We start from the raw sequence: 12,913 nt of genomic DNA on the forward strand, positions 1-12,913 counted from the left end.
TACTAATCGCTACTGCTCTACTAGCCTTTGAGTTATTATTTTTTAATCTTGTTAAATTCATTGATCACATGACTCCAACTATAAGGGCGTGGACTTTCCTCATCTTTTGGAACAGGTGTCGTTGTTTTCCCTAATTTTGGTTGAATATAGATGGTTACCCAATATTCATTAGCAGCTATATAATCCAAAACAGGTAAGTCATTTTGTGCGTTCATGCCTAAATTCATAGATAAATGATCGTTAGCCAGCGTCGCTTTATCTGTCGATTGAATATGACCGACATATTCATAATATTCAGGAATTGTCGGCAAGACCTTTAAAAGATTACTGTCTTTTGTCAAGGTAAACTTGACTTTCTTAAATAGACTCTGATTAATGTCACTTGGAGCATCCTTAGTAGTGGACTGACTACTGATATTAAACAGCTTTTCTTTAGTGAGTGATTTTTCATTCCGTAACTCAAAATAGCCTTGAAGTGGTTTAACCACCTCTTCGTGCTCTTTTAACACCACTTGTCTAATATTAAAATAAGAAACCTCTGACACCCACAATTTCACTTCCATATTGTATTCAATATTGTCAATATAGAGCTCATCAGATATCACGCCGCCATCTTTAGCTTCAATGCCTGTGCTATCGCCTAGTCCTAAACCAACTGCCCCTGACAAATCATTAGGATAGTTTAAAACCTTATTAAAACTAATATACCAATCACCATTTGAATCTTCTTTAACCTCATATTCTAAATTGATGATGGTTTCTTTTGTTACCTCTCTGCGTATGCCATTCTCAGTAACAAGAGTAGGATACGAATAATACACAGGAATTATCACTTTTTTCCCTGCTACAATAGGGCCATCAACCGTTACCTCACCAAAGGTTTTATTTCGTTCCGATTCTCGCCCTTTGAAAGTAACTGATAACTTATCAATAATAGTTGTTTTAGCTTGACGTCCCCAGGCTGTTGTTACATTTGTTCCAAAGGGTTGTTGTAATAATTCAGTATGCTTCGCTGGTGATTGACCACTTACCACATAATTGGGATTCGCGCCTACATCAGCCTTAGCATCAATAGCCAAAGCATCTTCATTAGCAGAATTATCCTTGGAATTAAAGACATCGACTTTAGTATCATACTTAGCAGGAACTACATCGATTATTTTTTCATCTGTTCGATAGCGTCCATCTGTTAGCTGCCAGTAATACGTAACAATATATTTTGACCCTGCAGAATTATCGGCATATAGGGCTCTGTCACCATTCCATTTTTGCTCATCTAAATTGGGATTACCATCAATCCCCGTTCCTGCCCCTGTCACTTTAACGGATTTATCAATAAGGTAGTTACCTCCACTATCTTTTAAATAAGTACCATCTGTGTCACGTTTAACTAAACTGATCTCCGTGTAGAGTAAGGCATCTTTACTAGCAGAAAATTGCGTTAGCATATTATCTGTTTTTACTTTCCAAAACTTGTCTGAATTTGGATAGTCTCCTAATAAGGCAGATGACCACACTTTATCATCATGAAACCCAATTACTAAATCCTCTGTTATACTATCCATCATTCTCAACTCAACATCTTCTCGATGGTTATACAAGATCCCTGCTGATACCTCAGCATCCTCTCCTGCTTGAATCTCCATATAAGAAACCAATCTAATAGGGCGTTTAGCTTTAGCGGTATCTACTGTTTGGACGGGCTGATACCAATCCAATCCCGGATTTTTAATGGTTCCCTTTCCATTAGAAACATCAAGGGCTGTTGCATCTCCAACACCATCATTGTCAGTGTCAACAGGAGCACCTCCAGGAATAATTTGCTGCCAATCGCCTGGAGATGTCACTTTAAAATTAGTGACAATTTCTCTCACAGTATCATAGGTAGTTGTCCCACCCCTATATTGAGTAGGAGTTCGGTCATAACTCACCTCTGCTTCTGATCTAATCCCAGTATTATCCCAATCATATCCTTTATCCCAAGTATTAAGCATAACTGTCGATACTGATGCTAACGAATTAGCCTTAACTATATTAACTTGTTCAGCAGAACCCCAATTAGCTTCTGAAGCATTTGAGAAAACCTTAAGTTCTGGATAGTGTTCTGCTTGATAACTCCAATTAGCTGTCCCTAACCCAAAATCATTTCCACTGGCCATTCCTGTTCCAGATTTTGTTGTTGTACTTGTTAATAAACCCGTAATACCTGGAACCACTTTATCGGCGCCCGTCGCCCATTCACGCATTCCCGTTGTTTGCTTATCATAATAATTATTTACCAATCGCCCAGTAGCTGCTGGTTTAGCGCTCAAGAAGCCACCGATGTTAACAGGGGCTGTCATATTAGTTGTAAAATTTCCGACTTCTCCTGCCGCATAACTATTTGAAATTTTACTATCTGTCCCAGTTGATGGAGATTGAAATCCTCCTTCTACACTTCCTGTTTTTCTCAGTCCTACTAATACAGTGGAATAAGAACTATCTATTTCGACTTGAGGTTGATCACCTGTTCCAGCAGTAAATCCTCCCATATAACTAAATCCTTCTAATTTTCCAGTTGCATAGTTATTGGTAAATTTACCTCGTGATTCAGCCATAAAACCACCAGCGAACATCGTTGCGTACATCTCGTTGTTCGTAAAAGAACTGTCAATGTTATTATTGTAACTAGCACAACCAAAAAACATCCCGCTGTGGCCGCCATAAGTTGCGAGAAGAGTTCCAACAGAATAACTTCTTGAAACTACATCTCCAGGAGTTGTAGAGGCACCAGTTCCTGCACTCCCTCCCCAAACTGTTAAGCCACTAACATGATCTCTCCCATAGACAAAAGAATCCGATACACTACAATTTCGATAAGTTGTTCGGTATAGTCGTGCACCAAAAGGGGCAACGCCATCCCCAATTGAATAAAACATTGATTTTTTTACATGAACATTCGTCATACTAGACTTATTTGCCGTAACGCCATTGGCACCAGAACTAAACAAACCTGTATAGGAAACAATTTGATTATTAGAATTTATTGCCTTTACATTTGAGAAAGTCAAATTTTTAATAGTATTCGTTCCTGAAGCTTGAATATTAGAAACAAATGCAGCATGAACCTGCATATCAGTGGCTACCCAAATTCCTAAATTGTAAATAGTGAAATTATTACCATCCAAATTCAGTAACTTGCCATTACCAATTGATATAGTTACCCAATTAGCATTCCCGCCATCCATATCTAAATTGCCACCCAATTTTATTACGTCATTCGTAACAAAATTAGTTAACGCATAACGAAGTTGCTCACCAGAATAAACTGTCCAAACCTTACTACTGTCTTTTGTTGGAATTCTTTTAGGATTATCAGTTGTTGTTCCGGTCGTTTGATTTGCAATAACGCCTGAATACTTCCATCCCTTATATCCTGGGGATGTACTATTCCACGAAAATTCATTGGCCGCCTTGTTCATCCAAATAGTATTCACATAATCACGCCAAGTTCCTGGTACGACAAATGAATTAATAGGTGTTGTGTAGTTGGCATTTCCAGATGTTTTAGCGCTTGTCAACATATAGTTATCACCTAATTTGTCATAAGTGCCATTACCTGATGCTCTAGTTGTAGGAATGCTTGCCTCCATCTGCCTTTGGGCTGCTTCACTTCCCGCTTTCATTATCTCCGCATCTAGTTCTTCAAGATCACCATCGTTATGCTCCTCATCGCTATGACTATGTTGTTCATCGATATCTTGAATAATTATTTCAGCAATGGGCACCTTTGCATCAAGAACAAACGCCTTGTCAATTTCGCCAGTAAATTCATACGTCCCTTCAATATCAGCTTGATAATCATCACTACTCCATTTCACAGAAATATCTTTCACAAGGTTTATGATATTTCCGTTCTCATCGCTAACATACCACTGATTTTCTTTACCTCCTAAAGAACCAAAAACACGATAAGAATTTTCTTGCCCTTGAATAAAAACAGTATAGACACCTGTTTCATTATTAGTATCCACATACCCATAATCAAAATAGCTATAATTTCCATCAGCTTCAGGTACAGGAGTTCCATGAACAAATTTTTGCTTTTTCTCTTTTTTAGTGAGTTTTACAATACCTCTGATAGTTTCGGGTAGCTCAACATCACGTTCAGAAGTCCCAAGTTTCTCAGTATCAGAAAAAACAACTGACTTTCTTTCGAAACCAACAATTGTTTTCTTTAAAGTTTCACCACTTAACGTCTCTGGTGACGTATTAATAAAGATTAGGAAGAAGGTAATCATTCCCAAAAAGCAAATGCTCATAACGGCTAGAGCTCTTTTTTTCCGTTTGGTTTTATGCTTCACAGTTATTCTCCCTTCAAATTCTTATAAACCATGCGCTGACCCTTTAAGTGCATTTTCAACTAATAGTAGTTTGCCATTAGCTGGTGTCTGCCCTTGCCACCAAGCATCACGATATGCCCATTGTGTGGTATGGATACTTTCGGCCCTAACATCAATCGTTAAAGAAGCACCTTCATACCAGTTGTCAACATAATCCTTCACATGATCCGAGAGTTTGACTTTTTCAAATAATGGCGCTGTCGTTTCTCCTGGTAACAATGCTTTTAAGTAATAATAATAACCGTCTTCTCCATCAACCCAATCTGCAGTATCAGCAATCGGATTGTCCGAACTATCTAATAGGAGAATTTCTGTGCCAATTCGAGCAGGTAATGAAACGTTGACCCCATCATCATCCTCTTTTGAAAGCACTTCAGGAAAAGCCAAAATACGAACAAAGGCTGGCAATTCACCGTTATTTTTTGCTGTGACTTTTTTAGTATAAGGTTTGTCAATTGTCGTTTCTGTTACAGGAGTAAATTCTTCCACTACTTGAACTTTTAAATCCCCAATAGAGAAATCATTGGTTTTCATTTCAGAATGTCGCTCAATTGAATAAGTGTATCCCTTGTATCCCAATAAGCTAATTCCTAAGAAAATCACAAAAACTGCCACAACAATGAGAAGATTAATTTTTTTCTTTTTTTTCTTACGTACATGTACTTTCCGTTTTTTCATCGTCGCTTTCTCCTGTCATGTTTAATTAGGGATCACCTTGTCTTTTAATAACAAGTAAATTGGGTCAGTTGATGAATCATGTCCCCACTCAGACAATGTCTCTTTAAGCGCCTGATCTCCGCCCATTAGAATATTTAGCTTATACAACGACTCTTTAATGCGGTTAGGGGTTGACGGAGATAAGAAAGTTTCAGTCAAAAAGTACGATGTCTCTTTTCCAGGTTCCAACCGCTCTGAGTAATAGAAATACCCATCATTTCCATACCGCCAATAATTACTTGTAAAGGAACTGTCATCTCCAGCAACATCGCCAAACTTCAAGTCAATAAAAGCCAAGTCTGTTGTTTGTCGTTGAGCTTCTCCCCACTCGTAAACCAATCCTTTTCCATCAATCGAAAGAGAAGATGGGATCGTTTTTTCTCCTTTGTAAAAAACGCCACTATTTTGTTTATCATAATAATGATTTACTTTCCAAGTATTAACTTGATTACGCTCAATTGTTGCAGTAGGTGTAACTGGCCATTTAGACAAAACATTACCTGACCCTTCAGAAAGAGCGCTCGTTTCAATCTCCATTTCAAACAACAACAAGAACTCTTCTGCTCTTAGTCTGACAAAGGCAGGGATATTTCCATCATTTAAAACGTAAACCTTTTTAACCGTTGCTCTTCCAGGCTCCCACTGATTGTTAGGTGTAAATTGTTCTTTCAGTTTAACGCTAAAAGCTGTATTTCCGATTTTATTTTCTTTGCTAGTACTATAGGTATCCCAGGCATATGTAGCCTTTATCACTAGAAAAAAAGACAAAATAGAGACAGATATTAACAATAATGATTTATGATACTTTTTCAACCAAATAGCCAACGGCTGCCGTCTTTTCTTTTGATAATTATGTTTTCGAGACATGCTTCATTCCCTCCAAATCTTATACTTAAAAAATTTCCTTATCACCAGACACTCCATTAAGGACTATACAGTGATAAGGAAATTTTATTTTCCTTATCCTTGACTGTCTCGATTCTTTCTACGACGAATAAACAGCAACGTTACCGAAATAATAAAAATCCCTGTAATAATTTTATAGAGTAAACTTCGCCATTCTTCACCTGTTTGAGGTAATATCCCTGGTTTAGGCTTAGGATCCGGTTTGTCTGGATTATTTGCTTTAGTCGCATAAAAGTTCCATTTTATAATGGCGTAACTTTCGGACTGCCAAACCTCTTCCGGTAAATTGTCGGCCACCTCAAAAGTCACTTGTAGCTCCGCAAATTCTCCATAAGCATAAGAACCCAAATTCAAACGTTTGGTTTGCATATTAGGTGTTCCTTCGCCAACCAAATTTCCTCTATAAATTTCCTTACCATCTAAAGTCATGGTTACGAAAATCGCCTCATAAAAATCAATCTCTCCATCCTTTTCTGTTGGAGCAATATCCATTTCCAAAAGATACGGGCGATCATTTTTTTCTGTGTTCATCATCTTTATTTTTTTGGTGAATTTTTCTCCTGGATGGAGATCTTCTTTATGTACATAGTACTCACCAGTTCCATCTACATTTATCCCCTCTGAATCCCCAATTAACATTCCAGGAGGAAGAACTTCCGCTTGAGCAAAAGTACCTCCAAAAAGTATTAAAATAAACAACACAGCTATACGAACTCCATATGCTTTAACTTTCATGAGTTCTTCCTCCTAAATGTTAATCAAATAAAATATGCTACTCCCTAAGGGATTAATCCTACCAACGCATCATAAACTGTCTTAGATGTTCCTCCAGCTGGCACTGTTCCTTTAAAGAATTGCTCAACAATAGCAGCTTCTTTTGTTAAAACACCATCAGCAGTAATCCATAATGAATAATCTAAATAATCATACATAGATGACGCACTTGATGCCAACCCAACTTTTTCTAATAGATTTTTAGTCTTATCTCCTGAAGAAACAATACCAATCCAATAGAAGTAACCATCATCCTCATTATAAATCCAAGTGTTAGCAGCAGCCGTTGTATCTAAGTCTGCACCATACTTAAGAGAGATCAACGGATCAATTGCACTTCGGTCAATGTTTGCTAAAGGAATTAATGGATCCGTAGTAAGACCAGCATGAACAACAGGACCTGCCCAGTTATAAAATTCATCCGTATCAAGACCTGTGTAGAATGAATATTTAGCAGGTTTTCCCACATCAGCTGTATAACCTGTTATATCACCTGTAGCTGGATTAACAGTCGCAGAAATCGTAGTAACTTTACCACTAGCATCTGTTTCAAAAACAACTTCTTGAGCGACAGACGCTGCATCATTTGGATATTTTACAACTTTATCTCTCGATACCTCTCCCATATTCGTATTCGCTACTGGAACTTTCCGATAAGCGGTATACTCTACACTTACTTGCCAAGTAGCAGTACCACCGGGGGGAGTGATATCTTTTTTAGTAGCTTTGGCTAAAACTTTAGTATCTGCTGTTACAGTTCCTACTGGTAATTTAGCAGTAATATCTTTCCAATCGTCAAACTCAGTTCCAGCAGTATTAGCAGCAGCTAGTCCATCTAAATAAATGGCATCCATCACTACCGGAATCTCTTTAGCAGTTGCCAAAGTCGGATCAGTTAAATATTGCTTTTCAGCTTGCCCTGTTGCACCTTCTTCAACTAATAATGCCAATCTTTCTTCAAATGACATTCTGATAAACACATCATTTTGACTGGTATTAACACCCCAAACTTCCTTTTGTAGTTCAGCTCCAGGTGTTAACACAGGATCGGGGAAGATTTCTTCGATTACAATGCTACCACCAAGTACCGCATTCCCAAATTTATTCTCTTTGGATGTTTGATATACATCCCATGCAAATGTTCCTAGCATTAAGACACACAACGACAGTGCCGCCCCTACTGCTAGAAGTTTCTTTTTGTTTTTCGCCTTTTTCACAGACAAAAACCTCCTTACAATTTTTTGTTTATATAAATGTTGCACCCAAATAGGATGTAACGGTTTATATCCTCTTATTTAAGTGGATCGGGTGAATCAGAATATGAAAAATAATACTTCAAACTGATAATCAAAGCGAAAATTGAAAACAGTGATCCTAGACTAACTAATAAATTTCCCCTTAGAAAATCAAGTACCATACCTACCTTAGGAACCGTAAAAACTTTCTTACCAATTATGCGATCCGCACTGACTGGATTGTCTTCTGCATCATTAGCATCTCCTTGTGTAATGAAATATAGTTCTTCAGTATCTTCAAAATTTGGAATTACTTCTTTAATTCTATGAGTTAATACCGCAGTTTCTGTTGATAACAAACTATAAGTCACAATATCTCCTTTTTTAAGCTCCTTAGGATTAGTCATCTGTACGATAATAATATCCCCAGCTTGAAAGCCACCCTTTTGTATCTTAGGATCTTTAGGAATCATTGAATTAGTCAACACATTATAATAGCGGTAACCAAAGAACGATTTATTAGAATCTTTGCTTACTGTAAAGAGAGCTGCTCCTACTAAAATACTAATTGTTAACAAATAGAACACTAGATTTAGTAAAGTTTTAATGATTCGATGCCTTGCAGACGGTTTAGATACAACCACTCTCTCGTACTCTCTTTTACTTCTTTGATTAGAAGACGAATAGCTCCGCGAAGAATCTCCTTTTCTGGAAGACTGACTTTTTCGACGCTCATGCCTCTCCCGCTCAAGAGAACTTGCTTTATCTCTTTTTTGTCTATCTGACTCTCGATTTGTCGTTCGCCGTCTTTTTCTCTTCCCCATTCAATCCCTCACCTACTACTTTCTAACCCTGCATTCTTAAAACATGAACCTCTCCAGCCAAACCATTAATCTACTACTTAACGAACGACCGCTCAAAAAAGAGATTGTGCATATTTCACAGCTTTTTCTGACATCAATCTGCCTTCATCATCACTCCATTGAACAAATTGAAAGATGCTATTTTATCGATAGATTACTTCATTCTTCACTAGTAAAAGCCGGAAAACCAAGATCATCTCCCACGTTTCACTAACTATAAATAACAATTATAAACAAACAACTTGTTATAACCTATCTTATGTAAACTAGAGAAATGTACTGTTACGAACAAATAACATACTTATTCACACATAATTTCGTTCATAAAATAACATCAAACGACCGTTTTGTGAATATACCAACATAAATAAATGGAGATAAACATCATAAATCATCCTTACTGCATCAAACACATTTTAATTAGATGTCGGAAAAAAGGAGTATTTTAAGAAAATTGGGATATTTACCATTGTGAATATCATCACTTTGTAAAATAAAAATAATTAAGGCCTACTTAATTTTGGAAATATTTTTAGACAGTTCATTAAAGGTCGAGTTATAAAGAGACATTAAAAACGAACAGTGATTAAATAACCCTTACAATTTCCTTTTATGAATATTTTAATTGGGGGTGTACATCGTTTTTCGAATATGGTATAGTTTATTTGTTGATACAAAAGGACCGCTAGTTTACATAAGATAGGTTATACTAAGTAGAAAAAAGAGGACTAAGGCAAAAATTGCATCGCAATTTTTGCCTTAGTCCTCTTTCGTTCAAATATTAAGTTCTGTTTATTATCCGACCAAAATCCCCATCTCTCTTCACTTATATCCTCATATTGCAGTTAAGTTCTATTAGTTCGTTCTAAAATTTCGTTTTTACGAACGATCCCCAACATACTTCCATCAAAAAAAAGTTAATTACTTTCCCTAATGATGCATTCTATACTAGAATATCGGAACTATCTATATAAGTCAACAATAAATTACTTATCATGCAAATAAAATAACAGTTCTTTGATATATAAATCAAACTTCACACTATAATAGATTCCAAACCATTATTCAAGTTTAGTGATAACGACTTTAGTTGCCAAAAAAAGGTCAAAACATAGCTCACACTATCTTCTGACCTTGCTAATCTATTTACCTGTAACATCTACAACAAAATCTCCGTCTTCTTATCCACATACTTAGCACCTTTAATCGAAGCATATTTCTTTTGCCCTTTATGGGTAAACAATTCCATGGCGATCACTTTTTCCATAAAACTACGAACTGCCGCTGAATCCAATGTTTGGTTTGGTTCCTGCACTAAAATGGTCGTTGGCTGTTCATCTTCATTTAAAAAATACAAATACAGTTTTTTAGCCATTTTCCTCTCCCCCTTATAAATATCGCGTGCGACTTAACAACTGAACAGAATCTTTACTGTATGATGCTGGCAATACCTCTAAAAATAAATCAGCAAATGCCAATACTTTGTCTGGATCTGGCTCCTTTGGCAAATGACTCAGTCTAATTCGCTTGAGTTTAGTCTCTCCTACCACATTAAAACAACAAACCACATCCGTTCCTTCCCAAATAATCATGATGACACTCCTTTCTGAGTCTCTAAATACATCCTGTATAACTCTTTATCCCCATTTTTAATAATTCGATAAAACATCTCGGCGAAATACTCTGCCTCTTCGCCACAATCCAAGTAAGACAAACCCGCAATTAAATTGTTCATTTTACCATGGGCGTAGTTTGGCAGACCGCGAAAATGATAACTAATCGCAACAGCCATGTTACGTTTACATTTTGCCACAATATGTTCCGTTGGGTAGCGCCAGCCACGTATGTCACCTAATAACTCTTCAGCTAACTCTGTTTTACCTTCGGCAAAGGCGCGCAAAATTTGGTCTTCTTTTTCTGTTTGATCTGAAATTTGTAACGGATTAGCATAACTTGTGGTAACAAACAATTGTTCGCCGCAGCCATTAACCAAATCTTGAATTTTCACTAAATTTAATTGCCGCCGATGTCCATTTTCTATTTCACAAATATATTGACGACTAACATTCGCTCTCTCACTCAATTCTCCTTGATTCAACCTTTTTGCCAGCCGTAATTCCTTGATCAATTGGGCCACTTCCAAATGAATCGACTGGCGCTTAATTAAGTTTGTTATCGTTTGTTCTTTCCTCACGCTAAACTCCTCCTTAATAATTAAGCATTTGTCCAGGATATATCAGATCTGGGTTAGCTAACTGATTAAGTGTCGCTAGTCGTTGCCAGCTAACACCCAATCCTTGAGCAACTTCTGACAAGGTGTCACCAGGTTTCACTTGATACTGATGATCCCCTATTTTTGACATCACCGACTCATTCACCCAACCCATCCCTTCGTCCAATAAATAGGGATTAGCGACTCCGCTAATAATTTTTGTGATCCTTCCTTGAGTTCTTAACGGTTTTAAGAGAACTTGAGAACGGGAACTTTCGTAAATTCCCGTAATTTGGACCCTTTCTCCTAGGTGATAGCTTGACTGATTTATTGAATCATTTCCCGTAAAAAAATCAACTGACTTAGCACTGGCCAAACGGGACAAATCCAAAGGACCGTTGTATCCGACCAAACGACCATTACTCGTATATTGATGTAAATCATAAACACTAGTAGCTGTCGGATTAGCCCCCTCATAGTTACCAGAATTCCTGCCATATGTCGGTAACCAGATCCCATCATACTTCTGAGTAGCCAGACTAGAAAAACCAAATTCCTGATAACGATGATTGGCAATATAGGCTCCAACCTTTTTAGCACCAAGGTCTTTCAGCCGCTGCCGATATACCTCACATCCCTTAACCATGTTTCCCATAGTTCGCTCTTCAATATCTAACCACCAAAAGCTTGGTTGATAGCTCTTGGCTCGCCGATAAAAATCCTCTGCCTCTTGGATCATATCACTTTCATCTATTCCCCGTACCCAAGCATAGACATTCACTGGAATGTTCCATGCTCTGAAGCGCTCAAGATGCGTCTCGAAAAAACGATCCTGATGCCAACTGCCATATTGAACTCTGATTATCACCCAATCCAGCTCTTGACTTAATTGCCCATAATTTAGTTTTTCTGGTGATTGATGCTCACTAATATCCAAAATAACGGGCTTCGGCCGCTTCATTTAAATTCCCTTGGTAACTGCCATACCGCCTTCATAAAATCAAAACTGCCTGCTGACAACAAACCTGCGATAAACCCGTTGAGACTTGTCATTACTATAGACTCCTGATAAATTACACCGATCACTAACCCAATAATAACGCCTATTAGACTAGCCACTAATGGCAAGAACTTACTGGATACTTGCTCACTAGTCTTTAAACCTTCAACCAGCAAAAAAACTACCAAAGCCAATGCAACTAGATAGGAACCATTAACCTTTGTCAACCAATCGACAATCGTCATAGGTCATTTCCCCCTTCTGTTCTAACTGGCACTCCTGACGCCGTAATCGCTCAGCCAACTTTTCAGTTTTATTATTTAATGTTTCATACTCCGTCACTAGATAACCCTCCAATTGATTAATTTCATGTCTTAACTTGTCCATCGCTTCAATCAAGGGTGCACTGATCGTGGTTTTAAACTTGTGATAAAATCGACTGATGGCTGCAATCAACAGTGATAAAATACTTAAAAGCGCAGCAACTTCTGGAATACTTAAGCCAATAATGGTCATTTCTCTCTCCTCCTTGATAAACACCTAAAGGGGAATATTTCCCCTTCAGGTTCCTGTTCTACCCTAAAAGTTTTCTACGAATCGTTTGAACAAGATGTGCTTCCTTTGCTTCCGTGTATAAATTGATTTCCTTTTCCGTACTGTAAAATAGTTCCAGTGCACTAAAGTCATCCATCCATTTCTGTAGTTTTTCCTTGTCATTAACAAATGTCTCATCAAAAAACTTTGGGCTAATCGTACTTTGACTACCATTGCTGTTAAAAAAAGCTAATTGCAGTCGTTCTGTCGTAACCTCATCCATCATAACC

At 37.5% G+C, this 12,913-nt stretch carries 13 protein-coding genes; all 13 read right to left on the reverse strand.

What is annotated here, in order from left to right; all coding sequences use genetic code 11:
* Positions 1-35 precede the first annotated feature (35 nt).
* The 13 genes from I6N95_RS17520 to I6N95_RS17580 all read right to left on the reverse strand — a co-directional run bounded on the left by I6N95_RS17520 (position 36) and on the right by I6N95_RS17580 (position 12,906).
* On the reverse strand, positions 36-4,343 hold the full coding sequence (locus I6N95_RS17520) for a hypothetical protein (protein ID WP_209530389.1): 4,308 nt from the start codon (positions 4,341-4,343) through the stop codon (positions 36-38).
* Positions 4,344-4,364: 21 nt separating this feature from the next.
* Positions 4,365-5,060: a hypothetical protein gene (locus I6N95_RS17525; RefSeq protein ID WP_209530391.1), complete on the reverse strand. Its 696-nt coding sequence runs from the start codon at positions 5,058-5,060 to the stop codon at positions 4,365-4,367.
* Positions 5,061-5,081: 21 nt separating this feature from the next.
* The gene (locus I6N95_RS17530) at positions 5,082-5,966 is read right to left on the reverse strand and encodes a BsaA family SipW-dependent biofilm matrix protein (RefSeq protein WP_209530394.1); all 885 of its coding nucleotides are present in this window, start codon (positions 5,964-5,966) and stop codon (positions 5,082-5,084) included.
* 93 nt (positions 5,967-6,059) lie between these two features.
* Positions 6,060-6,740: an LPXTG cell wall anchor domain-containing protein gene (locus tag I6N95_RS17535; RefSeq protein WP_209530397.1), complete on the reverse strand. Its 681-nt coding sequence runs from the start codon at positions 6,738-6,740 to the stop codon at positions 6,060-6,062.
* 44 nt (positions 6,741-6,784) lie between these two features.
* A complete protein-coding gene (locus I6N95_RS17540) occupies positions 6,785-7,996 on the reverse strand; it encodes a hypothetical protein (RefSeq protein ID WP_209530399.1) in 1,212 nt (403 codons plus the stop codon).
* Between the two features lie 74 nt (positions 7,997-8,070).
* Entirely contained in the window at positions 8,071-8,838 is a 768-nt protein-coding gene (locus I6N95_RS17545) for a signal peptidase I (protein WP_209530401.1), read from the reverse strand.
* Between the two features lie 1,198 nt (positions 8,839-10,036).
* Positions 10,037-10,252: a DUF2922 domain-containing protein gene (locus tag I6N95_RS17550; protein ID WP_209530409.1), complete on the reverse strand. Its 216-nt coding sequence runs from the start codon at positions 10,250-10,252 to the stop codon at positions 10,037-10,039.
* A gap of 13 nt (positions 10,253-10,265) precedes the next feature.
* Positions 10,266-10,469, reverse strand: a complete 204-nt coding sequence (locus tag I6N95_RS17555; protein WP_209530410.1) for a hypothetical protein — start codon at positions 10,467-10,469, stop codon at positions 10,266-10,268.
* Positions 10,466-11,071: a helix-turn-helix domain-containing protein gene (locus tag I6N95_RS17560; protein ID WP_209530412.1), complete on the reverse strand. Its 606-nt coding sequence runs from the start codon at positions 11,069-11,071 to the stop codon at positions 10,466-10,468. The genes I6N95_RS17555 and I6N95_RS17560 overlap by 4 nt, the downstream gene beginning before the upstream one ends.
* Before the next feature lie 13 nt (positions 11,072-11,084).
* Positions 11,085-12,050: a GH25 family lysozyme gene (locus I6N95_RS17565; RefSeq protein WP_209530413.1), complete on the reverse strand. Its 966-nt coding sequence runs from the start codon at positions 12,048-12,050 to the stop codon at positions 11,085-11,087.
* The gene (locus I6N95_RS17570; protein WP_209530415.1) at positions 12,047-12,334 is read right to left on the reverse strand and encodes a holin; all 288 of its coding nucleotides are present in this window, start codon (positions 12,332-12,334) and stop codon (positions 12,047-12,049) included. Before I6N95_RS17570 ends, I6N95_RS17565 begins: the two co-directional genes overlap by 4 nt.
* Positions 12,303-12,605: a hypothetical protein gene (locus I6N95_RS17575; protein ID WP_209530417.1), complete on the reverse strand. Its 303-nt coding sequence runs from the start codon at positions 12,603-12,605 to the stop codon at positions 12,303-12,305. Before I6N95_RS17575 ends, I6N95_RS17570 begins: the two co-directional genes overlap by 32 nt.
* A 58-nt stretch (positions 12,606-12,663) precedes the next feature.
* Positions 12,664-12,906, reverse strand: a complete 243-nt coding sequence (locus I6N95_RS17580) for a DUF2922 family protein (RefSeq protein ID WP_209530426.1) — start codon at positions 12,904-12,906, stop codon at positions 12,664-12,666.
* Between the last annotated feature and the right edge of the window lie 7 nt (positions 12,907-12,913).

The sequence above is a fragment of the Vagococcus allomyrinae genome, assembly GCF_017829975.1.
Lineage (GTDB): Bacteria > Bacillota > Bacilli > Lactobacillales > Vagococcaceae > Vagococcus_D > Vagococcus_D allomyrinae.